The sequence below is a fragment of the Micromonospora sp. NPDC005324 genome, assembly GCF_040607155.1.
GTDB classification, from domain to species: domain Bacteria; phylum Actinomycetota; class Actinomycetes; order Mycobacteriales; family Micromonosporaceae; genus Micromonospora; species Micromonospora trifolii.
The window spans coordinates 81,606-103,878 of sequence record NZ_JBEXGE010000009.1 but is presented as its reverse complement, the minus strand read 5'-3'; the positions used below and the strand labels follow the sequence as shown (position 1 = coordinate 103,878).

The 22,273-nt window shown below is 69.3% G+C and carries 25 protein-coding genes; 15 read left to right on the top strand and 10 right to left on the bottom strand.

What is annotated here, in order from left to right:
* Positions 1–39 precede the first annotated feature (39 nt).
* From ABZS40_RS12145 to ABZS40_RS12130, 4 genes are all read right to left on the bottom strand, one after another.
* Positions 40–954 (bottom strand): DNA-processing protein DprA, encoded by a 915-nt coding sequence (locus tag ABZS40_RS12145; RefSeq protein ID WP_354943335.1) that lies wholly within the window; start codon positions 952–954, stop codon positions 40–42.
* 117 nt (positions 955–1,071) lie between these two features.
* Positions 1,072–2,694 (bottom strand): hypothetical protein, encoded by a 1,623-nt coding sequence (locus ABZS40_RS12140; RefSeq protein ID WP_354943334.1) that lies wholly within the window; start codon positions 2,692–2,694, stop codon positions 1,072–1,074.
* A 72-nt stretch (positions 2,695–2,766) separates the two neighbouring features.
* On the bottom strand, positions 2,767–3,018 hold the full coding sequence (locus tag ABZS40_RS12135) for a hypothetical protein (protein ID WP_204943698.1): 252 nt from the start codon (positions 3,016–3,018) through the stop codon (positions 2,767–2,769).
* On the bottom strand, positions 3,015–3,308 hold the full coding sequence (locus ABZS40_RS12130; RefSeq protein ID WP_354943333.1) for a DivIVA domain-containing protein: 294 nt from the start codon (positions 3,306–3,308) through the stop codon (positions 3,015–3,017). The genes ABZS40_RS12135 and ABZS40_RS12130 overlap by 4 nt, the downstream gene beginning before the upstream one ends.
* Before the next feature lie 207 nt (positions 3,309–3,515).
* Here ABZS40_RS12130 and ABZS40_RS12125 point away from each other — a divergent pair, with 207 nt between their 5' ends.
* From ABZS40_RS12125 to ABZS40_RS12085, 9 genes are all read left to right on the top strand, one after another.
* Positions 3,516–4,397, top strand: a complete 882-nt coding sequence (locus ABZS40_RS12125) for a helix-turn-helix transcriptional regulator (protein ID WP_354943452.1) — start codon at positions 3,516–3,518, stop codon at positions 4,395–4,397.
* Positions 4,390–4,584, top strand: a complete 195-nt coding sequence (locus ABZS40_RS12120) for a DUF397 domain-containing protein (RefSeq protein WP_328650623.1) — start codon at positions 4,390–4,392, stop codon at positions 4,582–4,584. The genes ABZS40_RS12125 and ABZS40_RS12120 overlap by 8 nt, the downstream gene beginning before the upstream one ends.
* A gap of 106 nt (positions 4,585–4,690) precedes the next feature.
* A complete protein-coding gene (locus ABZS40_RS12115; protein ID WP_354943332.1) occupies positions 4,691–5,122 on the top strand; it encodes a hypothetical protein in 432 nt (143 codons plus the stop codon).
* Between the two features lie 93 nt (positions 5,123–5,215).
* Positions 5,216–5,479 carry a hypothetical protein gene (locus ABZS40_RS12110; RefSeq protein WP_141908162.1) on the top strand — a complete coding sequence of 88 codons (264 nt, stop codon included), beginning with the start codon at positions 5,216–5,218 and terminating at the stop codon, positions 5,477–5,479.
* Between the two features lie 15 nt (positions 5,480–5,494).
* Entirely contained in the window at positions 5,495–5,755 is a 261-nt protein-coding gene (locus ABZS40_RS12105) for a hypothetical protein (RefSeq protein ID WP_354943331.1), read from the top strand.
* Entirely contained in the window at positions 5,752–6,399 is a 648-nt protein-coding gene (locus tag ABZS40_RS12100) for a hypothetical protein (protein ID WP_354943330.1), read from the top strand. Before ABZS40_RS12105 ends, ABZS40_RS12100 begins: the two co-directional genes overlap by 4 nt.
* Positions 6,386–6,811 carry a hypothetical protein gene (locus ABZS40_RS12095; RefSeq protein WP_354943329.1) on the top strand — a complete coding sequence of 142 codons (426 nt, stop codon included), beginning with the start codon at positions 6,386–6,388 and terminating at the stop codon, positions 6,809–6,811. The genes ABZS40_RS12100 and ABZS40_RS12095 overlap by 14 nt, the downstream gene beginning before the upstream one ends.
* A 150-nt stretch (positions 6,812–6,961) precedes the next feature.
* The gene (locus tag ABZS40_RS12090; protein ID WP_354943328.1) at positions 6,962–8,293 is read left to right on the top strand and encodes an AAA family ATPase; all 1,332 of its coding nucleotides are present in this window, start codon (positions 6,962–6,964) and stop codon (positions 8,291–8,293) included.
* Positions 8,274–8,876: an RloB family protein gene (locus tag ABZS40_RS12085; protein ID WP_354943327.1), complete on the top strand. Its 603-nt coding sequence runs from the start codon at positions 8,274–8,276 to the stop codon at positions 8,874–8,876. Before ABZS40_RS12090 ends, ABZS40_RS12085 begins: the two co-directional genes overlap by 20 nt.
* 48 nt (positions 8,877–8,924) lie before the next feature.
* Here the strand turns inward: ABZS40_RS12085 and ABZS40_RS12080 are convergent, their stop codons facing one another.
* Positions 8,925–9,752 carry a DUF3152 domain-containing protein gene (locus ABZS40_RS12080; protein ID WP_354943326.1) on the bottom strand — a complete coding sequence of 276 codons (828 nt, stop codon included), beginning with the start codon at positions 9,750–9,752 and terminating at the stop codon, positions 8,925–8,927.
* A 176-nt stretch (positions 9,753–9,928) separates the two neighbouring features.
* On the bottom strand, positions 9,929–11,107 hold the full coding sequence (locus ABZS40_RS12075) for an ROK family transcriptional regulator (RefSeq protein WP_354943325.1): 1,179 nt from the start codon (positions 11,105–11,107) through the stop codon (positions 9,929–9,931).
* Positions 11,108–11,270: 163 nt separating this feature from the next.
* Here ABZS40_RS12075 and ABZS40_RS12070 point away from each other — a divergent pair, with 163 nt between their 5' ends.
* From ABZS40_RS12070 to ABZS40_RS12045, 6 genes are read left to right on the top strand one after another with little or no spacing between them, the layout of a single operon-like run.
* Entirely contained in the window at positions 11,271–11,999 is a 729-nt protein-coding gene (locus ABZS40_RS12070) for an amino acid ABC transporter ATP-binding protein (protein WP_354943451.1), read from the top strand.
* 19 nt (positions 12,000–12,018) lie between these two features.
* Positions 12,019–12,987: a glutamate ABC transporter substrate-binding protein gene (locus ABZS40_RS12065; RefSeq protein WP_354943324.1), complete on the top strand. Its 969-nt coding sequence runs from the start codon at positions 12,019–12,021 to the stop codon at positions 12,985–12,987.
* Positions 12,988–13,003: 16 nt separating this feature from the next.
* Positions 13,004–13,648 (top strand): amino acid ABC transporter permease, encoded by a 645-nt coding sequence (locus ABZS40_RS12060; RefSeq protein ID WP_112582064.1) that lies wholly within the window; start codon positions 13,004–13,006, stop codon positions 13,646–13,648.
* Positions 13,645–14,514, top strand: a complete 870-nt coding sequence (locus tag ABZS40_RS12055; protein WP_354943323.1) for an amino acid ABC transporter permease — start codon at positions 13,645–13,647, stop codon at positions 14,512–14,514. Before ABZS40_RS12060 ends, ABZS40_RS12055 begins: the two co-directional genes overlap by 4 nt.
* The gene (locus tag ABZS40_RS12050) at positions 14,511–15,530 is read left to right on the top strand and encodes an asparaginase (RefSeq protein ID WP_354943322.1); all 1,020 of its coding nucleotides are present in this window, start codon (positions 14,511–14,513) and stop codon (positions 15,528–15,530) included. Before ABZS40_RS12055 ends, ABZS40_RS12050 begins: the two co-directional genes overlap by 4 nt.
* A complete protein-coding gene (locus ABZS40_RS12045) occupies positions 15,527–16,270 on the top strand; it encodes a copper homeostasis protein CutC (protein ID WP_354943321.1) in 744 nt (247 codons plus the stop codon). The genes ABZS40_RS12050 and ABZS40_RS12045 overlap by 4 nt, the downstream gene beginning before the upstream one ends.
* A gap of 149 nt (positions 16,271–16,419) precedes the next feature.
* On the opposite strand, the gene ABZS40_RS12040 is transcribed toward ABZS40_RS12045, so the two are convergent.
* The 4 genes from ABZS40_RS12040 to ABZS40_RS12025 all read right to left on the bottom strand — a co-directional run bounded on the left by ABZS40_RS12040 (position 16,420) and on the right by ABZS40_RS12025 (position 22,151).
* Positions 16,420–18,870 carry a glycoside hydrolase family 2 protein gene (locus ABZS40_RS12040; RefSeq protein ID WP_354943320.1) on the bottom strand — a complete coding sequence of 817 codons (2,451 nt, stop codon included), beginning with the start codon at positions 18,868–18,870 and terminating at the stop codon, positions 16,420–16,422.
* On the bottom strand, positions 18,867–19,709 hold the full coding sequence (locus ABZS40_RS12035; protein ID WP_354943450.1) for a carbohydrate ABC transporter permease: 843 nt from the start codon (positions 19,707–19,709) through the stop codon (positions 18,867–18,869). The genes ABZS40_RS12040 and ABZS40_RS12035 overlap by 4 nt, the downstream gene beginning before the upstream one ends.
* 65 nt (positions 19,710–19,774) lie before the next feature.
* Complete coding sequence (locus tag ABZS40_RS12030; RefSeq protein ID WP_354943319.1) at positions 19,775–20,791, bottom strand: sugar ABC transporter permease; 1,017 nt, start codon at positions 20,789–20,791, stop codon at positions 19,775–19,777.
* A 79-nt stretch (positions 20,792–20,870) separates the two neighbouring features.
* Positions 20,871–22,151, bottom strand: a complete 1,281-nt coding sequence (locus tag ABZS40_RS12025) for an extracellular solute-binding protein (RefSeq protein ID WP_354943318.1) — start codon at positions 22,149–22,151, stop codon at positions 20,871–20,873.
* Between the last annotated feature and the right edge of the window lie 122 nt (positions 22,152–22,273).

Here is a 22,273-nt window from a genome sequence, read left to right as displayed (position 1 = left end):
CGCTGGGTCTCGACGTACTCCCGGATCCTGGCCCACGGGTCAGAGGCTGGCGAAATCAGGAAAGTCCTCCAACTCGGCCGCAGCCGGTGAACGGTCGAGAATGGCGTCGACCGCCTCCACCAGGTCCATGGTCCCGTGCGCGACGTGGACGCCGGGCCGGGCGGCGAAGGCGCGTGCCCAGTCGTGCCGCATCACCTGGCTGGTGAGCACCACGGGCCGACCGTGCTGAAGAGCGAGCCGCGCCTGGATCCGAGCTCCACTGCGTTCACCAGCTTCGATGACCACGGTGGCAGCGGCGTAGCCGCTCATCACCGCGTTTCGCATGGGGAAGCTCTGCTTTGTGGGGGCGGCATCGGGCCAGAACTGGCTGAGCACCAATCCGACCTCTGCGATGTGCTCCTGGAGCGCGCGGTTGACCGTCGGGTAGTGATGACGAATTCCGGTGCCGATGACCGCGACGGTGCGGCCCCCTGCCGCGAGTGCCGCCTGGTGGGCCGCGGTGTCGATCCCTCTCGCCAGACCGCTGACCACCGTCACACCGCGGCGGGCCAGCGATTCTGATACCGAGCTGGCGATCTCGACTCCTCTGTCGCTCGCTTCGCGGCTGCCGACCACCGCGATGGCCCGAGCGTCGGGGCGCGACTCACCTCGAGCGAAGAGCACTGGCGGCATCTCACGGATGTCACGCAGCTGGGCGGGGTAGTCGTGGTCGAAGAAGGCCCGCACTGCGATGCCCTCGGCCCGCCAGCCCGCGAGGTCGCCGGCCGCGGTCTCGATCAGCGAGTCGACGGAACGGGTGTCGGGAAAGAGCGTCTCGGTCTGCCCGACGGCCCGGCGCAGGACTGCCAGCGCGGTGCCGACCTCTTGAATGTCGTGCACAGCATCAGACCAACCGAGGTCTGGCTGCCGCAGCAGCGCGATCAGCGCAGCCCGTTCCACCGTCACCCGGTCCATGCCCCTGATCGTAGAGGCAACTCCCGGCCGCCCGGCCCACCGGCCACGCGGAGCCGGCAGAGAAGCCCGGCGCACCTCAGATTGCCCCACGTGATCGAACATATGTTCCCTCAGCCCTCAGGTCAACCGAAGATCGCGCAGGTCGCGGGCCTCGGCGAGGAAACTCACGCCGTCGTCGTCGTGTCGGTGCAGTGTGCAGCCGGCGCGGGTGAAGCGAACGGTGACCACCTGCCCGGCGTGCCGGGCCGCCAGCCGTAGCAGTTCCGGCTCGGGATCGGCGACGTCACGCGGCCCCGAGCAGGGCACCGGGATGGGCGCCGTCGGGTCGATCGGGGCGGCCCCGGCGACGGCGTCGGTCAGGCACTCGACGCACCAGGAGAGCGCGGCGGCCAGACTCGGCCGATGGGGGAAGTCGTCGGGGCGGACAGGTGCATCAAGCGGCTTCACCTCGACCGACCAGCGCAATCCATCGGCCAGCAGCGGATCTGCGGCGTTGTGCCGCAGGTCGCACACGGCCACCACGAGGGCCAGGTCAAGGCCGAGAGCGAGCCGCAGCAGCTCGGTCAGCGACGGCGCGTCAGGAGACGTCGCCACCACGATCAGACGGCCGGCCGGCGTACCCCGGCCTGTGCTGCGGACGTGCTCCCCGACCGGGTCGGCCCCGGCCCGGGGCACTGTGACGTAACCGTCGCGGAGGTCCTTGCTGATCTGCTGCCCGCCGTCGGCGTCGGCCAGGTCGTCGGGCCGCGCGCCGAGCACAGCCGCCCAGGAGCCGAGCCGGTAACGGTCCGGAAGCTGGACGACCGGCTTGCCGCCCGGTTGGGTGGCGACCAGCGGAGCGACTTCGGGCGTACCAGCCTGCCAGGCCAGGTGCACCACCCGGTGCCGCAGGTCGGTGATCGTGACCACCACCGTCCGGTGCAGGCGCTGGGTGTCGCCGCAGGTGAAGCAGTGCAGCGCGGATGGGCGCAGGCCGGCGCCGCAGCAGTGCGGGCAGTCGAGGTCGGCCGCGCGACCGCCGAGCCGACAGTCGCAGGCGCGTAGCCGGCTGTGTGGTCGGCAGTCCGGGCAGGGCCGCCAGTCGACGGATTCACCCAGCCAGGACGGGTCGGGTGGCTCGTAGCCGCGGCTCACCGGCACCTGCACTCGGCGGACCACCTGACCGGTGGGCTGCTCGGTGAGGATCTCCACCGGCTCGCCGGCGCGCAGAGTGGTGTGCCACCAGCGGCCGTCGCGCCACAGGGCCTGCGCGCCGGGCAACTCGCCCCCGTTGAGGTCGACGCAGTCAGCGAGCACACGGCGTTCGAGCTGGTCGACGTCCGAGGCCGGGGCGGCGGGTGGGCGCGGCGATTCGGGGCGCAGCAGCCGGGCGGGGGCGGCCAGACCGCGCTCGGCCAGACCGCTGAGCGCCTTGGCCACGTCGGTGCAGGCCAACATCTCCGGCAGCTCCCGGCACCAGCCGGGCGACCCGAGCAGCACCGGGGAGCCGGGCACCTCGTACCGGATGGCCCAGCAAAACCCCGCGCCCTGCCGGCGGGCCTCGACGACCAGGTCGAGCAGCAGCAGGTCGGCCAGCGCGCACAGCCGGGCCATCCGTGCGGCCGGGTCGACGGTCGCCGGCGCGGTGGATCGGCCCAGCACCAGCCGCCAGGGAGCGTGATCGGCCCGCAGGATGGCGTGGGCCTCCAGCTCGTGCCGATGCGCTGCGGGCAGGTCGGCCGCCACTGCCCATCCAGCCACAGCGAAGGCGCGTCGGCCTCGTCCAGGACCGCGCCGACGGTGGCGGCGAGTTCGCGTACCCGGGCACGGCAGTCACCGACACCGCCGGGCCGCGCAGTCACCGTCGTGTTCCACCCGCCGCACGCACCGCCGGCCGCCGTCGAGGGGCAGGTCGCAGAACACCCGATGGCGTACGCCCTGGGCGTCCTCGGCGGACACCGTGGTCTCACCAGCGTCCACTTCGGTGAGGAAGGTCAGGGAGCGGGCCAGGGTGCCGGCGAAGTGCTGGGCCGCGGGCAGGTCGGCAGCGGTGAACGGCAGGTGCGCCACCCACCGGGCGCTCATCGGCGGGCCGCCAGGTCCTCGCCGGCCCGCTGGGACTGCCAGCACTTCAGCGCGTCCTTGATCCGCTCGGTTTCCCGCCGGCTGCTGCCCAGCGCCGCGTACACCTCGGCAAGATCGTGGGCGACCCGGTCGAGGAACTCGGCGACCTCCACGGCGTCCACGCCACGCCGGCCACGGCGGGTGAACCGGCGCCCGCGGACCTGCCAGGGCTTCAGGGGTACGTAGTTGGCCGCCCGATAGAACACCGGCCGGGGTGGTTCGGCCCGGAGATGACGGAGAAACGCGCGCACGAAGCAGCACCACCCTTCCTCGTATTTGATCGACAATCGCCGGCGCGGGAATTGCGCGTCCATCGCTGTTGTCGGACCAATCTTGTAAGGTCGGAAGCACCATCGCAATGAATGTCGACTCACACTGTTCCGCTATTTGTGGGCAACATTTCCCTGTTGCAGAACGGCTGTCGGGATGTTGCAAAGTTCAACAGGAAGGAGAGCCGGGTGGCCGATGACATGGGCTCGACGGTGCCCCGACGCCAGCTCGGCAGGGCGTTACGTGACCTGCGCACCGAGGCAGGGGCAACCCTCGACGCGGTCGCCGAAGCGCTGGAGTGCAGCCGCCAGAAGGTGTGGCGGATCGAGAGCGGGCTCGGCTCGGTGCGCGGCGTCGACGTCCGAGCGATGTGCGAGCTGTACGGTGCGACGGGCGAGCTGACCCGGGCGCTGATCTCCCTCGCGGGCGAGACGAGAGCGAAGGGCTGGTGGCACGCGTACGGCGACGCCGTCCCGGAATGGTTCGAGCTGTACGTGGGCCTCGAATCCGCGGCAAGCCGGATCCGCCGCTACGACGAATCGTTGATTCCCGGCCTGTTGCAGACCCGAGGCTATGCGCTCGCCGTCTACCAACACCGATCGGAGGTTGACGACGACGAACGCGAACGACTGGTTCAGGTGCGTCTTCAGCGACAGTCACTGCTGGCGCGTCGCCTACCGGCAGCACCCAAGCTTGACGTCGTGATTTCCGAGGGCGCACTGCTCCGTATCGTGGGCGACCGGAGCACGATGGCCGAGCAACTACATCACCTGCTTCATGTCGGCGCGCGGGAATCCGTGACCATCCGAGTCCTGCCGCTGGCGGTCGGCCTTCATCGCGGAGTCGAGGCCGGCACCTTCGTCATGTTGGAGTTTCCGCTGGGCAACCGGGCAACACCAGAACCTCCGACCATCTACAGCGAGTCGTGGACCGGAGCGCTCTACCTCGACCGTCCGGAAGAGTTCGCTGCCTACGAGAAGGTCTGGGCCAGCCTGGATCAGCTTGCCCTCGATGAAGGACAATCGAGGCACCTGATCAACAAGATCATCGGGGAGGTACACCATGGCTGATCTGACCGACGCCCGATGGCGTAAGAGCACCCGTAGCGGCAGCAACGGCGGCGACTGTGTCGAGGTTGCCGACAATCTGCCCGGCATCGTCGCCGTGCGCGACAGCAAAGACCCGCACGGCCCGGCCATCACCTTTTCCCCTACTGCCTGGGCAAGCTTCGTGCGCTCGACCCGCATCTCCCGCTGAGGGGTCGGTGGGTGTTTCGGGGCCTCCTGGGACACCCACCCGGTGCGGAGCCGCGCTCGCTGGCGGCGAGCAGTCGCTCCGTAGGGATCAGAGGGGTCACGAGATCGTGAGCGTACGGACCGAGTTCAGCGACCTGATTCGCGCGATGGCGCGGCGTGACTGGGGCGCCGTGGACCAACTCCTGGACGGGTTGGAGGCCTCCGGATGGCGCGGCGGGATCCAGGTGATCGGCGCAGCGTTCGCCATCGCGGTCAACGATCGCTTTGGCGCCGCCCACTCCCCCACCGACGTCGCTCGCTTCGTCGCCGAGACGCACACGCAGTTTCCGGGCGCGGAGTCGCTGCCCACCCTGGAGATGGCAGGCCTCGTCCGCGCAGCCCTCGGCGAGGTCGGGCTGATCGACAATCTCAGCCCCGAGACGGCCTTCCAGATGCAGATCGTATTCCTCGGCAAGCTGCTTCAGGACCGCGATCCCACCGAGACGCAGCTTGAAGAGTTCATCGCCGACGTGGAGCGCACGGCCGCCGAGTACATGTAACCAGCGGGGGCTGCGTGCCAACTTCATCTCCGATAGTGTCCGTCCGACCACGCAAACGTGAACTCGTTGCGCGATCGTCAGACGGAGGGCGGCATGGCCAGCATCGAGGAAGTCAAGGCAGCGCTGATGCAGGCCGCCGAGCAGGGCAACGCCACCATCAACCAGATCCGGGCCGCCGCCGACAACACCGAACAGATGCTGGCCCGGCTACGCGCAATCTCTGCCGGCACCGGGCACCCGACGATCGCCGAAGCCATTGCCCGAGGCGAACAGAGCAAGCAGCGCCTGGCCGAAGCCATGGCCCTGGTGCAGGGCAGCTCGGAGGCGGCCCGCCGCTACATCAGCGTCCTCGGCTGAGCATCGGCCACAGCGATGAGCGTTGGAGAGGTCAAGGCGTCTCTTCGCGCCGCCATCGAGGCCGCCCGCCAGGGGCGGCGGGTTTTCGACCAGGCAGCTTCTGACGCGGAGGCAGCCACCCGAATGGCGGACGCCGTGCTGCGGGGCAGTCGGAACGACGACGTGAAAGCGGTACATCAGGCGCTTGCCGCTGCCAGCGCAGAGGCCGAACCGACCCGCCGTCGCTTCGACAACACCGCCAAACACGCCCACGCCTACCTCAACCGGCTCGGATGAGCGCCAACATCGCCGCACTGGTCGCGCAACTTCTCGCCACACGCGAAAAGCTTGATGACGCCGCCATCACGGCGCTACGGGCCCGGACGGATGCGGAGCAGGCCGTGACGCACCTGACTGCGATAACGCGGGGTAGCAGTGACCGGCGGGTGAGCGCCGCTGTCGCGGACGCCGAGGTGGCCCGCGACAAGGCTGGCCGCTACGCCCGCCTCCTGGCCGACGCTGCCCGACACATCACCGCGTACGTCAATACCATTGCCCCGGGTGCCGCATCCTCCGGACCCGTGGGCGAGGACGCCTCCCCGTCCGGCGAACGTCTGGTGACCGAGGCCGAAAGGCGTGGACGTCGGGCCGATATCGCCTGGCGCAAACAGGTCCAGAAGGCCGACACCACCGAGGACAGCCTCAAGAACGCCGAGACCAGTGCCAAGGAGGTCTTCAAGTTTTTCAAGCAGCAAAAGGATGGCGGCACAAGCGGCACGACGAGCCCACGGCCCACACCTGCTCACGATCAGCCGCAGGTCGACAACCCGGTGACCGCCGCTGTGATGGCGGCCGGCGCGTTGGCGGTGACCGCGAAGGCCGTATGGAACCATGGCAAAGCTCGACGAGCGAGGAAGCGAGACGAAGATGATCAGGCCTGAGCTGCCGGAGTACATCCGGACGATGGTGCGCGGCGATCACGCCGCCAACGACGCGGTTGAGGCAAGGCTTGACGCCGAAGGGTGGGACGGGCTTCCTCGCTTCCTCGCAGCGGTCTTCTTCCTCGCCGTCGATCGTCGCTTCGGCGAAACCGCCGGGCGTTCTGAGGTCATCACGTTCGTCGGTGGCCTCCGAGCAGGGCTCGCCGACGGTGGACCAGAGATCGACGCTGAGGCCGCCGAGACACTGATCATGTCGATCATCGATCCGGCGATCGAGCACTCGATCACTCAGAAGATGATCGGTCGCATCCAGGCGGCCACGGTGCAGAAGATCCTGACGGAGGAGAACCTGCCGGACGACGAGCTGGATGCCCTGCTCGCCGAGGCGGTCAGCCTCTCCGCACGGGCCTGAGGCGCGCTGCTTCGGCACTGACGGCATATGCCGTGATCAAAAGCGCCGCCAGCGGCAAGGCTGGCCTGCGTTGGCCTCTTGTGCCGCCTTCTCGTGGTTTACTCGCAGAGATGCACTTGTAACCGCCCACGAGCTAGGGGCACGCGGCCAATGCTGCTGAGTTTTCGCTTCGCCAACCATCGTTCGTTTCGCGACGAGCATCAGCTGAACCTGACGCCTGTCTACGGCGACGGGGCCGAGGCCGACGAGCCTGCTCCGCAGGCGGTCCAAGTCGTCGGCATCTTCGGAGCCAACGCGTCGGGCAAGTCGAACTGCCTGGGCGCGCTGGCGTTCATGCGGCATATGGTCGTGGAGTCCGACCGGGCGGTTGAGCCCGGTGTGGGCTTGTCCCGGGAGCCGTTCCGGTTGGCTCCAGAGGTCGCCGTCCAGCCATCGCGCTATGTCGTCGACCTTCGGCTCGGCGGAGTCAGACACACCTACGGCTTCTCGATCGACGACGACCGGGTGCTGGAGGAGTGGCTCTACCACTTTCCGCTGGGGCGCCGGCGGCGTGTATTCGAGCGCGACGGCGACGTCTTCACCTGGGGCGAGGAGTCGGGCCGGCGCAGCGACCTGGAGCAGATCGCTGGTATCACCGCGCCAACAGCGCTGTTTCTCAGCACTGTTGCGCGCTTCGGCCAGAGCCGCCCCCAACCGGATCCGACAAACCCACAGCCGTTGCACGACACCTACCGGTGGTTCTACCTGACCGGCCAACGGACTGACCCCAACTCTGGGCTGTCCGCCCTCGTCCGTATCGGCCAATCGGATGCCGACGAGGTACGCCGCCTTGTCGTTGACCTGTTGCAGGCCGCCGATGTAGGGATCGTCGACGTCGTGATCGCCCCTGATTCGGGTGATGATCAGGCCGTCTGGTCCGACCTGCCAGCCAGGAGATTAAGCGACCGACTAAAAAAAGCCGTCGCGGCCATCCGGCCCTCGCCCCGCGTCCAGTTCGCTCATCAGGGGCCGCACGGCACCGCACTGCTCGACCTGCAGGACCAGTCGACCGGCACCCGGCAACTGCTGACCCTGGGTCTGCATGCCGCGGCGATGCTACGTACCGGCACCACAATGCTGATCGACGAGATCGATGCGAGCTTGCACCCGATCCTGACCGCCAAACTCATCAGCCTGTTCCGCAGCCCGGCCGCGAACCCCCTTGGCGGCCAACTCATCTTCACCAGCCACGACGCCGCCCTGCTCGGCACCCTCGACGCTGAAGAGATCCTCCGCCGCGACGAAATCTGGTTCGTGGAGAAGGATAAAGAGGGCGCCTCCTCACTGTACCCGTTGACCGACTTCAAGCCTCGAAAGGAAGGTGAGAACCGTCAGCGCCGTTACTTGAACGGCAACTACGGGGCAGTTCCCAACCTGTCCACCGACCTGTTTGAGCAGGCCCTTGCCACGCGTGGAGGCTCGGATGACGCCCCGGCAGGGTGACCGGCGTGCCTCGGGCCCGATACGGTCCGGCCGTGGCCGCGAGACCGACCTCCGACGGCGTGCATCGACCCGAGAGCAGCGGACAACCGTTCTGATCGCCACCAATGGGGAATCCACCGAGCGGGACTACTTCAACGGCCTCAAGCAGGAGGCGTGGGTGCGCCCTCGGGTGGTCGTCGTGGCAGAGCGCGGCTCGCCGGTCAACGTCGTACGAGGTGCGGCGCGCCGCCGCCAGCGCGACGACTTCGACGAGGCATGGGCCGTTTGCGACGTCGACGACTTCGCCACCGAGCCGGCGTCCCGCGAAGCTGTAGACGCCGATGTCAAGCTGGCCTGGTCCAATCCCTGCTTCGAGGTGTGGCTGCTGCTCCACTATGGCAACTGCACCCGATTCGTGGAGAACGCCAAGCGAGCCCGCGACCTGCTGCGGGAGCACGACCCCTCCTGGGACAAGACCAGGCTCGACTTCAGCAACTTCCGCGACCGGATTGAGGGCGCCTGTCAGCGGGCTGATCGACTCGACCCGCCGCCGGATGGCAATCCGTCTACCTCCGTTGGGCACATAATCGCTGCGCTTCGTTGAGACAGGGCGGCCGCTGCGGCTCCGCCGGCCGGGGCGGGGATCACCGGGTCAGGATCGTGCCCACGGTCCGCTGACGAACTGTCCGTTGCCGACGAACGGGCTGACGTTGGGCACGCACCCGCCCAGGCCCATCGTCTGGGTCATCATGACCGGCGCCGGCTTGCCGCGACCGCCGCACTTCATGTGGGCGAAGCCGAGGAAGTGACCGAACTCGTGATTGATAACGCCCTCGTGGTACTCGTCGATGCTGACCGGATATCCCGGTGACCCCTGGAGCCACCGCCGCAGATTGATCATGATGGTCTTGCCGTACTTGCAGGAGTAGACGCCTTCGGTGTCGACGCCGCTCGCGCCGCAGAGTCTGTCCACTGTCCTCGGTGTGGCGAGCCGCACGTCGACGTCGACAGTCGAGCTGCCGACCCGCTGGAAGGACCACGACGCCCGGGTCAGGTTCACCGCGGAGTTGGTGACCGGGTGCTGCGCGGACGTGGCCCACCCGTTCGGTGCGGCCAGCACCTGCTCGATGCTCGCGGCGAACCGGTCGGGCTTCCACGCGGGGATGTCACCCCAGGCGATGCCCTTCTCCACCGAGACGCTGTAGCGCACCCTCTTCTTGCCCTTGCCGATCACGCGACCGGTGCCGGTGGCGGTGGTGAAGGTGCCGGCTGCCCTGGTGGGGATCTGCGCGTCGGTCGGGATCTCCGGAGTCGGGCTGGAGGTCGGCGTGTCGCTGGGGCTCGGAGCTGAGCTCTGCGTACTCGGGCCGGAGCGTGGGACCTCGGCCTGCCCGGACGCCGGCGCCGACAGGCCACAGGCGGCGCTCGCCAGCACCACTGCCAACGAGATCGGCGCGAGCCGCCGTCCGTTGATCCGCACGTCGAAACCTCCAGGAGCAGTCACGGGTGAATGAGGAACACCGGAAGGCTACGTGACTGCCTGTAAGGAAACTGTCAGGATGATCGGGCGCCGGCACAAGCGCAAAGCGCATAGATCCGGCATGCAACACAGGGTTAGATCACACTGAGTGACAATTACGGTCGTTTTGAGCGAGGTCAGGCGGGTGCCACGACGTGGTCGATCACCAGGTGGGCGGCACCGGTGATGCCGACGTCCTGGCCGGCGGCGACCCGTTCGATGAGCAGGGTCTGGGTGGCCAGCGGAAGGCACCGCTCGTAGAGGGTGGCCCGCATGCTGGCCAGCAGCGGCTCGCAGTCGGCGAGCCGACCACCGATGGCCACCACCTGCGGGTTGAAGAAGTTGACCACCACGGCCAGGATCTCGCCGACGGCGCGGCCGGCCTGCCGGGCGAGTGCTGTGGCCTGCCGGTCACCGTCGTCGATCAGGCGAATCACACCGGTCAGGTCGGAGACCGGCACGCCCTGCTCCCGGAGCGCGGTGACCAGGGCGGCGCCACTGGCCACCGCCTCCAGGCAACCGGCGTTGCCGCAGGTGCACGGTGGCGCGGGGTCGGCCACCACCCGGCAGTGGCTGATGTCTCCGGCCGAACCCTGGGCGCCCCGGTGCAACCGTCCACTGGAGATCACACCGGAGCCGATTCCGGTACCAGCCTTGATGTAGATGGCGTGGTCCAACTCGGGATGCGCGGTGCGGTGCGCGCCGAGCGCCATCAGGTTGGCGTCGTTGTCCACGATGACCGGCACGTCGACCCGGTCGGCGCAGAAAGCGGCGACGTCGAAGCCGTTCCAGCCGGGCATCCGCGACGGGCTGACGATCCGCCCGGTGGCGTGCTGCACCGGACCGGGGATCCCGATGCCGACGCCGCGGAGCGCACCTGCCGCCGAACCGTCGGGCGAGGCCATCGGATCGCCGCCCACCAGCGTGGTGACCTCGGCCAGCAGGGCGCCGAGCACCGCCTCCGGGCCGTCCTCGATGCGGACCGGCAGGGTGCGGGCCTGGACCACCCGCCCGGAGAGATCCAGTGCACCGACGCGGGCGTGATGCGCGCCGAGGTCGATGGCGCCGACCACGGCACCGCCGGTGGGCACGGCGAGCTGGCGGGGTCGCCGCCCACCCCGGGACCGCCCGGCACCGGTCTCCTCCAGCAACCCCTGGCTGATCAAGGCCTCGACCCGCTGGGAAACCGTCGACGGGGAGAGCCCGGAGAGGCGGGACAGGTCGGCCCGACTGACCGCCGCACCGGTGGCCACCCAGCGCAGTAGCTCCCGGGGGCCGCCCCGGAGGGCATCGCGTGGCGCGTCGTCAATCGTCACGTCAGCTTCTTAGCACCCGGAGTTTGTTCAAGCAACCGGTTGACTTAGTTTGCTAGCTACCTTTAGATGGCGCTGTTGGTTCGATATGAAGCTGACTTAGTTTTGTAGTCGAAGGAAGTGAGGCCGCCTGGTGGCACCGGAGACGACGGGTGCGGACCGACCGATGGTGTCGGTACGCGGCCTGAACAAGTGGTTCGGTCCGCTGCACGTGCTCAAGGACATCGACCTCACGGTGGCCGCCGGCGAGGTGGTCGTCGTGGTGGGGCCCTCCGGCTCGGGCAAGTCGACACTGTGCCGCTGCCTCAACCGGCTGGAGACCGCCGGGCAGGGCAGCGTCGAGATCGACGGTGAGCCGCTGCCCGCCGAGGGCCGCGCGCTGGCCCGGCTACGCGCCGATGTCGGCATGGTCTTCCAGTCCTTCAACCTCTTCGGCCACAAGACGGTGCTGGACAACATCACCCTCGGCCCCACCCGGGTCCGCCGGATCCCCCGATCCGAGGCGCGGCAGCAGGCGATGGCCCTGCTGGAGCGCGTCGGTATCGCCGACAAGGCGGACCACCACCCGGCCCAACTCTCCGGCGGGCAGCAGCAGCGGGCCGCGATCGCCCGGGCCCTGGCGATGCAACCGAAGGTGCTGCTCTTCGACGAGCCGACCTCGGCGCTCGACCCGGAAATGGTCAACGAGGTGCTCGACGTGATGGTCTCTCTCGCCGCCGAGGGGATGACCATGATCGTGGTGACCCACGAGATGGGCTTCGCCCGTCGCGCCGCCGACCGGGTGGTCTTCATGGACGACGGCCGGATCGTCGAATCCGGCGCACCCGACGACTTCTTCGCAGCTCCGCGCACCGAGCGGGCCCGCGACTTCCTATCCAAGATCCTCCAGCACTAGCCCCCAACGGGAGGGTGTCATGTCAATCCTCAAGATGAGCTTCACCGGGCGGCGGTCGCTCGCCCTCACCGCCACAGCGGTGGCGGTGGCCCTCGCCGCCGCAGGCTGCGGCGGCGACAGCGGCGGCAGCGCTCCGGCGCTGCCCGGCAACCCCGGCCTGGGCGGCGACGGCGTGGTCGCCCAGTCGGTGTACGACGCCGCCCCGGTGGCCACCGACACGGACATCCCGGCCGGTTCGACGATGGAGGCGATCCGCAAGCGCGGCTACCTGAACATCGGCGGATCCCTGGACGCGCCGCTGCTCGCCCAGCAGAACCCGGTCAGCGGCACCATCGAGGGCTTCGACGCCGACATGGCGAAGTTGCTGGCGAAATACATCATCGGCAAGCCCGAGGTGAAGACGACGACCATCGGCACCCAGACCCGGGAGGCCATGCTCCAGGCCAAGTCGGTGGACGCGGTCTTCCAGACGTACACGATCACCCCGCAGCGGGCCACCCAGGTCGCCTTCGCCGGGCCGTACCTCACCTCCGGCCTCGCGGTCGGGGTCCGCAAGGACGACACCTCGATCAAGAGCGTCAAGGACCTCGCCGGCAAGACCGTGATCGTCGGGGCGAACACCCCCGCCGTCACCGCGCTGCCCTCCGCCGCGCCCGGCTCGAAGCAGATCGCCTTCGGCACCGACCCGCAGGCGTTGCAGGCGCTGCTCCAAAAGCGCGGCGACGCGTACGTGCAGGACTTCACGCTGCTCGCCTCGGGCGCCAAGGCGAACCCGGGGATGAAGGTGGTCGGCGAGCCGTTCACCACCGAGGCGTACGGCATCGGCCTCAACAAGGCGGACGCGCAGTTCAAGGAGTTCGTCAACAACTGGCTGAAGAAGATCCAGGCCGACGGCACGTGGGCGAAGGTCTGGGAAGGCACCCTCGGCTCGGTGGTGGAGGGTGGGGCGCCCACCCCGCCCGCCCTCGGTTCCGCCGACGGCTCCTGAGCAGCCTCTCGTACCGATGGAAGCCCTCACCGCCCACCTGAGCGAGCTTGGCCACGGCCTGGTCACGACGGTCGAACTGACCGTCGTGACCACCGTCGGCGCGATGCTGCTGGGCATCGTCGTGGCCACCCTGCGCATCGCCCCCGTCCCGCTGCTGCGCGCCATCGGCACCGCGTACGTCGAGGTGTTCCAGAACCTGCCGCTGCTGGCGCTGCTGGTGCTCTTCGTGTTCGCGCTGCCGACAATCGGCATCACGTTCCCGCTGTTCACCTCCGCCGCGATCGTCATCGCTGTGTACGAGGGGGCGTACCTGGCCGAGGCGATCCGCGCCGGGATCAACACGGTAGGTGTGGGCCAGGCCGAGGCGGCCCGAGCCATCGGGCTCACCTTCGGCCAGTCCCTGCGGCACGTGATCCTGCCGCAGGGACTCCGGGCGGTGATCCAGCCGATCGGCAACATCTGCATCGCGCTGCTGATGAACACCTCGCTTGCCGCCGCCGTCGGCGTGGTCGAGCTGACCCAGGCGGCCAACACCGTGAACCTGGTCGAGGCTCAACCGATCGCTGTCTTCACCGGCGCCGGCCTCGCCTACATGCTGCTGGCGCTGATCATCGGTCAGGTCACCGGCCTGCTCGAACGAAGGCTGGCGATCGTCCGATGAACAAGACGCAACAGATCCTCTTCGACGAACCCGGCCCGCGCGCCCAACGGCGGATCCGGATCGCCACAGTGCTGGGCGCCGTCCTCCTGGCCGGCGCACTGGTCGCGGCCGTCCACCAGTTCGCCAGCCACGGCGAGTTGGCCGCCGCCCGGTGGGAGCCGTTCACCACCTGGCCCATCTGGCGGTACCTGCTCAACGGTCTGTGGGCGACGCTGCGCGCCGCCGCCGCGACCGCAGTGCTCAGCGCCGCGCTCGGGCTGCTGCTGGCGCTCGGCAGACTGTCGGCGCATCGACCGCTGCGCTGGCTGGCCGGCGCGTACGTGGAGATCTTCCGGACCGTCCCCACCCTGCTGCTGATCTACGTGACGCTGTTCGCCCTGCCGCAGTACGGGCTGAACTTCCCGCTGTTCTGGAAGCTCGTGGTGCCGCTGGTGGTCTCCAACTCGGCGGCGTTCGCGGAGATCTTCCGGTCCGGCATCCTGGCGCTGGACCGTGGGCAGACCGAGGCCGGCCTCGCGGTCGGGTTGCGCCGCGGGCAGGTGATGGCGCTGGTGGTCCTGCCGCAGGCGCTGCTCCAACTCGCCCCGTCCCTGGTCAGCCAGCTGGTCGGGCTGCTCAAGGACACCTCGCTCGGCTTCGTGGTCAGCTACACCGAGCTGCTCTACAGCGGGCAGGTGCTCTCCTCGTACACCCACCTGCTGATCCAGACGTTCCTGGTGGTGGCGCTGATCTACCTGGTGGTCAACGCCTCGCTGTCGAAGTTCGCCCGCGTACTCCAGGCCCGCAGCGGCCGCTTCGGTGGCCGGCGCGGACGGCGGACCGCTGAACTGCCCCCGCCGCTTCTCGAAGGGAACACCCCGCGGTGACCATCTTCCGCTACGCCGAGCTGGCCCGGGTCGTGCGCAACGGCTTCGTCGAGAGCCGGCACTACGGCAGCGTCGTGGTGCTAGCCCCGGACGGGACTGTCGCCCTTGCCGCCGGCGTACCCGACGAGCCGGTGCTGCCCCGCTCCACCCTCAAGCCGGTGCAGGCACTGGCCTGCCGGATCGCGGCGGGCGACGAGCTGACCGGCCCGGCGCTGGCCCTCGCCGCCGGCAGCCACACCGGCGACGACCGGCACGTCGAGGTGGTCCGGGCGATGCTGGCCGGGGCCGGCCTCACCGAGGACGCGCTCGGCTGCCCCGTGGACTGGCCGGAGGACGAACCGACCCGGGACCGGCTGATCCGCGCCGGCGGACAGCGCGACCGGATCCGGATGAACTGCTCCGGCAAGCACGCAGCGATGCTGGTCGCCTGTGTGGCCCGGTCCTGGAGCACCCACGACTACCTCGACCCCGACCACCCGCTCCAGCGGGAAACCGCCGCCGCCGTCGCCCGGCTGGCCGGCACGCCGATCGCGCACCACGCTGTCGACGGCTGCGGGGCACCGCTGTTCGGCCTGTCGCTGACCGGCCTGGCCCGCACCTTCCAGGGGTTGGTCACCGCGCCCGCCGGAAGCGACGAGGCACTGGTGGCGCAGGCCATGCGCCAACACCCGGAGTACGTCGGCGGCTGGAACGGGCACCCGAACACCGACCTGATGCGGGCGCTGCCCGGCGTCCTCGCCAAGGGCGGGGCCGAGGGCGTGCTCGGGGTGGCCGCACCGGACGGTCACGCGGTGGCGGTGAAGGCGATCGACGGTTCACCCCGAGCCACCACCGCCATCGCCCTCGCCGCCCTCGACGCCGTGGGCGTACCCGTGGGTGGGGCTGACGCGCTGCGCCAGGTGCCGGTGCTCGGCGGCGGCGTACCCGTTGGTGCCGTCACGGCGGTCATCGACTGGACCACAGCATCGTCTCGGACCGAAGCGGCATCGCCTCGCACGGAAAAGGAAGAATCATGAACACATTCGAGATCTGCATCGACAGCGTCGAGGGAGCGGTCGCCGCCGAGGAGGCCGGCGCCGACCGGGTGGAGTTGTGCTCCGCGCTCTTCGACGGCGGGCTGACCCCCAGCCTGGGCACCATCGAGACGACAGTGCACGCGGTCAGCCGGATCCGGGTACACGTGATCGTCCGTCCCCGGGCCGGCGACTTCATCTACTCGCCGTTCGAGATCGAGGCGATGGAGCGGGACGTCCGGGCCGCGGTGGCGGCCGGCGCGCACGGCATCGTGATCGGGGCGTTGACCGCCGAGGGTGACATCGACGTGCCGATCAGCCGCCGGCTGATCGCCGCCGCGGGCGACGCCAGCATCACCTTCCACCGGGCGTTCGACATGACCCGCGACCCGTACGCGGCGCTGGAGCAGCTGATCGACCTGGGCGTGCACCGGGTGCTCACCTCGGGTCAGGAGGTCAGCGTGCTGGAGGGTGCTCCGCTCATCGCCGAGCTGGTGCGCCGGGCCGCCGGCCGGATCGTCATCATGCCGGGCGGTGGCATCACCCCGCGCAACATCGCCCGGATCGTCGAGGCGACCGGCGCCGACGAGTACCACTTCGCGGCCCTGGTCAGCTCGGACAGCCCGGCCGTGCACCGCAACCCGGCGCCGCTGATGGGTGGCAGCCTGAACCGGCCCGAGTACGAGCGTTCGGGCACCTCGGGCGCCCTGGTCGGCCAGGTGCTCGCCGCCGCCCGCGCCTGACCGACAGCCCCGCCCCCGCCCTCCGCCCCCCAGCGCGCGCCGATCTTGCACTTTCTGCGCCGACACAACGGGACATCCCGCCCATGTCGACAACAGAAACTGCAAGATCGGCGCGCGCGGGGCGGGGCGCGGGGCGCGGGGCGCGGGGGTTAGCTCGACGTCAGGTCGTTGACGCAGCGCAGCACCGGGCGGGCGACGAGGGCCGCCGGGTCCAGCAACCCGTCCGCGTGCACGGTGAACGTCGTCGACTCGCCGGGCAGCAGCGTGACCAGGGCCGCGTTCACGGTGGCGGAGCCGTCGAGGCGGTCCGCGAACAGCGTCAGGTCGCGCAGCACCGTGCGGGCCGTGACCCGGACCAGTTGCCCACCGTCGACCGGCTCGACCGTCGCGTCCCAGGCCGCCGCCGGCCAGTCCACCTCCCGGTCCTCGGCGAAGAACCACAGGGCGCGCTCCGCGGTGCCACCGGCCTCCGCGACCAGCACCTCGCGCCGAGCATCCTCCGGCAGCGCCAGGTCCGCCGGCAGCGCCAGCACCACCGAGGAGTACGCCGGGACGTCCAGGTCGACCGAGGTCTTCGCCCTCGGCTCCCCGGTGAGCGTGAACCGGGTGACAGCGGCCGGTACTGCCCACGCCTCGGCGGTCTCGTTGACCGCGACCAGGGCCAGGCCGCCGTCGCGGGGCTGCACGGTGAGCAGCCGGTCGGCGTACGCGTGGCGCAGCGCGTACCACAGGGGTTTGCGGCGGCCGTCGCCGTCGACGGCCGACCAGGAGGTCACCGGCCAGCAGTCGTTGAGCTGCCAGACGATGGTGCCCGCGCAGACGTCCCGGTGGGAGCGGAAGTGCTCCACCCCGAGCTGGATCGCCCGGGCCTGGTTGAGCTGCGTCAGGTAGTGCCAGTCGTCGAAGTCGGCCGGGGCGGGCAGGTGCGCGTCGAGGCCCCGCTGGAGCTTGCCGTCACCGCCGGCCGCCTTCTGGTGGTGTGCCATGCCCGGTGAGTCGTGCGCCAGAGGTTCGTCGCTCAACGCCCTGCGCAGCGTGGCGTACGCCGGTGGGGCCTGGTAGCCGAACTCGGCCACGAAGCGCGGGACGTACTCCCGGTACTTGGTGTAGTCGTCGGTGTTCCACACGTCCCAGATGTGGGTGGTGCCGTGCGCCGGGTCGTTGGGGTGGATCGCCTCGGTGCCCGACCAGGGGCTGCCCGGCCAGTACGGACGGGTCGGGTCCAGCTCGCCGACGATCCGGGGCAGCACGTCGAGGTAGTAGCCGCGCCCCCAGGTGCGCCCGGCCAGGGCGGGCTGCCAGTCCCAGTCGTGCCAGCCCCAGATGTTCTCGTTGTTGCCGGTCCAGAGCACCAGCGACGGGTACGGCGCGAGCCGGGTCACCTGCTCGGCGGCCTCGGCGGCCACCTCGGTGGCGAACGGCTCCTCCTCCGGGTACGCGGCGCAGGCGAAGAGGAAGTCCTGCTGGACGAGGAGACCGCGCTCGTCGGCGAGCTCGTAGAAGTCGGGCGACTCGTACCGGCCGCCGCCCCAGACCCGCAGCAGGTTGACGTTGGCCGCGGCCGCCTGGTCGAAGCGCTCGGCCAGCCGGGCTCGGGTGATCCGGGTGGGGAACGCGTCGTCCGGGATCCAGTTGACCCCGCGGACGAAGACCGGGACGTCGTTGACCGACAACGCGAACGGGGTGCCGTGCTCGTCGGGTGTGGTGTCCAGCCGTACCGAGCGGAAGCCGATCCGGTGCGACCAGGTGTCCACAGTGTCACCGTCCGGTGCGTGCAGTGTCACAGCGATCGGGTGCCGCGCCTGGTCGCCGTACCCCCGGGGCCACCACAGCGCGGGCTCGCGGACGGTGAGGGTCAGCACGGCCGTGCGCTGCCCGGCCGGGACGACCACCTCGGCGCGGGCACCGGCCACGGCGGCGCGGACGGTCAGCGGGACGTCCGTTACCCGCTCGACCTCGACGTGCACCTCGACCCGGCCGTCGCGACCGTCCATGGTGACCAGTGGACGGACGCTGGCCAGTCGCGCGGTCGACCAGGCGTGCAGGCTGATCTCCTGCCAGATGCCGGCGGTGACCACTGTCGGCCCCCAGTCCCAGCCGAAGTTGCAGGCCATCTTGCGGATGAAGTGGAACGGCTCCGGGTAGGCGTTCGGCCGGTCGCCGAGCCGCTCCTGCTGTGCCTCGGCGTAGCGGTAGGCGGAGTCGAACGTGACGACCAGGTCGTTGTTCCCGTCGCGCAGCAGCTGTCGGACGTCGAACCGGTAGCCGCGGTGCATGTTCGCGGTGCGGCCGATCTCCACACCGTTGAGGGTGAGCGTGGCGACGGTGTCCAGGCCGGCGCAGACCAGGTCGACGCGCTCGTCGTCGCCCGCCCGGTGGACGAAGGTGGTCTGGTAGACCCAGTCGGTGCGCCCGATCCAGGCCAGCGCCAGCTCGTTGTCGTCGAGGTACGGATCTCCGATCAGCCCGGCGTCGAGCAGATCGGTGTGTACGCAGCCCGGCACGGTCGCCGGCACGGAACGGTTGGCGATTCCCTCAGGCACCTGCGCTCCGGGTGCCGAGCGCAGGGTCCAGCCGTCGTGGAGTGCCTGTCGGCTCACGATTTCACCGCACCTTCCATGATTCCGCGGACGATCTGGCGTCCACCGATGAACAGCATGATCAGCAGGGGGATGGTAGCCACGAACGCGCCGGCGAGCACCCGACGGTAGATGACGTAGTTGCCGCTGGCCAGGTCGGAGATGGCCACCATCGAGGTGGGGTAGTCGGTGCCGCCGAGGGTGATCAGCGGCCACTGGAAGTCGTTCCAGGTCGCCACGAAGGTGAGCAGGCCGAGCACCGCGAGGGCCGGCCGGATCGCCGGCAGGACGATGGACCGGTAGACCCGCATGGTGGTCGCCCCGTCCATCCGAGCCGACTCGATCAGCTCGTCGGGCACCGTGTTGAGGATGAACTGCCGCATGTAGAAGACGCCGAACGCGGTGACCAGGCCGGGCACGATGACCGCCAGCAGGGTGCCGTTCCAGCCCAGCTTGCCCATGACGATGTACAACGCGACGACGCCGAGCTGGTTCGGCACGGTGAGGGTGAGCACCACGAACAGCATCAGCCACCGGCTGCCGGCGAAGCGCAGCTTGGCGAAGGCGAAGCCGGCCAGTGAGCAGAAGAACAGCATCGAGGCGGTCACCGCCGTGGAGACGATCACGCTGTTGATCAGGGACGCGGCGAAGTAGACGTCCTGGAGGGAGAAGACCTCGTCCAGGTTGACCAGGAACCGGTCACCGGGGACCACGGCCGGCGGGATCTGGGCCAGGGCCTCGTCGTTGCTGGTGGCGATGACGAACATCCAGTAGAGCGGGAAGGCCGCGAACAGCAGGGTGGTGGCCAGCAGCAGGTACGTCCCGATGCCGGCGGGAGTCTCCTGCGGGGCGCGACCCATCAGCGCGGCCCGCCGACGACGGGACTCGTTGGCCGCCGGCTGGGGCGGTGCGGTGTCGACGGCGCTCACCTGGATCGCCCTCCGGAGAGTCGGTTGGTCAGCAGGGTGTTGATACCGGCCACGACCAGGATGATCAGGAAGAGCGCCCAGCTCATCGCGGCCGCGTAGCCGAGGTTGAGGTCCTTCCAGCCGACCTTGTAGATCAGCTGCGCGATGGTCTGCCACTCGCCGTTCGGGCCGCCGGTCGCGGCCTGCGCGTTCAGGTCGAACAGCATCGGTTCGATGAAGAGCTGGAACCCGCCGATGGTGGACAGGATGACGGTGAAGACGATCACCGGCTGGATCATCGGCACGGTGATCCGCCAGAGCTGACGCCAGGGGCCGGCGCCGTCGACCGCGGCGGCCTCGTAGACGTCGCGCGGGATGGACTGCATGGCGGCCAGATAGAGCAGAGCGTTGTAGCCGATCCACTTCCAGTTGACCATCGTGGCGATGGCGATCCAGGCGTGCATCTTGTCGGCCCGCCAGTCGATCGGTTCGGCGTCACCGATCCCGAACAGGCCGAGCACCCAGTTGGCCATTCCGAAGTCTCGGGAGAAGAAGACGCTGAACACCATCGTCGAGGCGACGATCGGGGTGACGTACGGCAGCAGAACCCCCACCCGCCACCAGGTCTGCGCGCGTAGCCGGCGGTTGAGCAACGACGCCACGATCAGCGCGAGCAGCAACTGGGGCACCGAGGAGAGCAGGAAGATGCCGAAGGTGTTGTAGAGCGCGTTCCAGAAGTCCTCGTCGCCGAAGAGCTGCCGGAAGTTGGCGAGGCCGGCCCAGCCGGTCAGTGTCGGGTCGTCCAGCCGGTAGTTCCGCAGGGCGATGACGCCGTTGAAGATCAGCGGAAACAGACCGAAGACCAGGAAGATCAGGAAGAACGGCGCGATCAACACGTACGGCATGTAGCGCGTGTCGAACCGGTACAGCCGGTCACGCCAGCCGAGTCGGGCGTGGTCCGGCTCGGTGCCGCGGCCGTGGCGGCCGGCGACTGGTCGGGCCGGCGGCGGTGGCGCGGCGCGGGTCGTGGACATCGGGAACTCCAGGGCCGAAGAGACGGGGCGCGGGTGGCGCGGGGACGGCCCGCCAGCGGCCCGCCCCCGCGCGGCGGGCTCAGGAGGTGCTGGCCTTCTCGGCTTCCTTGACCGCCTCGGCCCAGGCGGCCTCGGGCTTGAGCGTCTTGTTCTGCACCCGGATCAGCACGTTCTCCACAGCCACCCGGGTGGGGCCGTTCTTCTTGCCCAGATACTGCGGGGTCAGGCCCTGCGCCATCCTGGGGAAGATCTGCCCGACCGGAGCGTCGGTGAAGAACGGGTTCTTGAAGTCCGCGATCGCCGGGTCGCTGTAGAGGGCCGGCTGCGACGGCAGGTTGCCGACCTTCTTGAAGATCTCAACCTGCTGCTCCGGCTGGACCAGCCACTCCAGCAGCTTGTACGCCTCGTCGACGTGCTTGCTCTGCTTGGGGATCGTCAGGAACGAGCCGCCCCAGTTGCCGCCGCCGCCGGGCACCGTGGCGATGTCCCACTTGCCCTGGGTGCCGGGTGCGGTGTCCTTGATGTGCCCGAGCATCCACGCCGGGCAGGCGAGCACAGCGAAGGAACCGCTGGTGAAGCCCTTGTCCCAGTCGGCTTGGAAGCTGGCCAGGTTGGCGGAGAGGCCGGCTTGGATGGCCTTGACGGTGTAGTCGAAGGCGACCTTCGGGCCCTGCTCCATCTGGAGTTGGTCCTGCTCGTCGTAGAAGCCCACCGGCTGCTGGCCGAGGATCGGGTTGAACAGGTTGCTGCCGGCGTCGATGAACTTCTTGTCGGTAGTGCCGGTGTACTGCTGGCCGACCTCGATGAACCTGTCCCAGGTGGGCCAGAGGGCGGAAACCTTGTCGCGTTCGGTGGGCAGCCCGGCGGCCTTGAACAGGTCGGTGCGGTAGCACATGGCGAGGCCACCGGTGTCGGTGCCGAGACCGATCTGGATCTTACCGTCGGCGGAAAGGGACTGCTTCCACTTCCAGGGCAGGTACTTGCTCTCGTACGAGCCGGCGCCCTTGTCGAGGAGGTTGACGAACTTGTCCGACTGGCTGCGGAACTGGACCATGAAGCCCTCGTCGATGGCGGCGATGTCCGCCGCGCCGGACCCGGCTACCAGCTTCTTCTGCAGGTCCTCGTGCTGGGCGTTGTACTCCCCCGAGTTCAGCTGGATCTTGACTCCCGGGTTGGCCGCCTCGTACTTCGTCTTGAGGTCCTGAAGACCGAAGTCACCCCAGAAGTTGATTTTCAGTGTGACCTGGCCATCTGTGGCGCCGGAATCCTGGCCGCTCTTGCCGCTGCACGCGGCCACCAGGGCGAGACCGACCGCGCTCACGGCGACGGTGCGGGCCCACCGGGTCCAGGAACTTCTCATGTCATCCTCCGAACAAGTGGGAACGCTCCCGACATCGAGAGACGTTGACTGAACCGGATAAGTGAAGCCACCGTACGGTCCGGCCTCAGGGGTGTCAACGGCCGGTTAACATCGCACTCGAA

Excerpts from the sequence above, each read along its gene's own strand:
- ABZS40_RS12105 (WP_354943331.1), top strand. The coding sequence starts at position 5,495 with ATGAGCGTTGGAGAGGTCAAGGCGTCTCTTCGCGCCGCCATCGAGGCC.
- ABZS40_RS12055 (WP_354943323.1), top strand. The coding sequence starts at position 13,645 with ATGAACAAGACGCAACAGATCCTCTTCGACGAACCCGGCCCGCGCGCC.
- ABZS40_RS12025 (WP_354943318.1), bottom strand. The coding sequence starts at position 22,151 with ATGAGAAGTTCCTGGACCCGGTGGGCCCGCACCGTCGCCGTGAGCGCG.
- ABZS40_RS12090 (WP_354943328.1), top strand. The coding sequence starts at position 6,962 with ATGCTGCTGAGTTTTCGCTTCGCCAACCATCGTTCGTTTCGCGACGAG.
- ABZS40_RS12070 (WP_354943451.1), top strand. The coding sequence starts at position 11,271 with ATGGTGTCGGTACGCGGCCTGAACAAGTGGTTCGGTCCGCTGCACGTG.
- ABZS40_RS12145 (WP_354943335.1), bottom strand. The coding sequence starts at position 954 with ATGGACCGGGTGACGGTGGAACGGGCTGCGCTGATCGCGCTGCTGCGG.
- ABZS40_RS12100 (WP_354943330.1), top strand. The coding sequence starts at position 5,752 with ATGAGCGCCAACATCGCCGCACTGGTCGCGCAACTTCTCGCCACACGC.
- ABZS40_RS12085 (WP_354943327.1), top strand. The coding sequence starts at position 8,274 with ATGACGCCCCGGCAGGGTGACCGGCGTGCCTCGGGCCCGATACGGTCC.
- ABZS40_RS12035 (WP_354943450.1), bottom strand. The coding sequence starts at position 19,709 with ATGGGTCGCGCCCCGCAGGAGACTCCCGCCGGCATCGGGACGTACCTG.
- ABZS40_RS12120 (WP_328650623.1), top strand. The coding sequence starts at position 4,390 with ATGGCTGATCTGACCGACGCCCGATGGCGTAAGAGCACCCGTAGCGGC.
- ABZS40_RS12065 (WP_354943324.1), top strand. The coding sequence starts at position 12,019 with ATGTCAATCCTCAAGATGAGCTTCACCGGGCGGCGGTCGCTCGCCCTC.
- ABZS40_RS12060 (WP_112582064.1), top strand. The coding sequence starts at position 13,004 with ATGGAAGCCCTCACCGCCCACCTGAGCGAGCTTGGCCACGGCCTGGTC.
- ABZS40_RS12030 (WP_354943319.1), bottom strand. The coding sequence starts at position 20,791 with ATGTCCACGACCCGCGCCGCGCCACCGCCGCCGGCCCGACCAGTCGCC.
- ABZS40_RS12135 (WP_204943698.1), bottom strand. The coding sequence starts at position 3,018 with ATGAGCGCCCGGTGGGTGGCGCACCTGCCGTTCACCGCTGCCGACCTG.
- ABZS40_RS12110 (WP_141908162.1), top strand. The coding sequence starts at position 5,216 with ATGGCCAGCATCGAGGAAGTCAAGGCAGCGCTGATGCAGGCCGCCGAG.
- ABZS40_RS12095 (WP_354943329.1), top strand. The coding sequence starts at position 6,386 with ATGATCAGGCCTGAGCTGCCGGAGTACATCCGGACGATGGTGCGCGGC.
- ABZS40_RS12045 (WP_354943321.1), top strand. The coding sequence starts at position 15,527 with ATGAACACATTCGAGATCTGCATCGACAGCGTCGAGGGAGCGGTCGCC.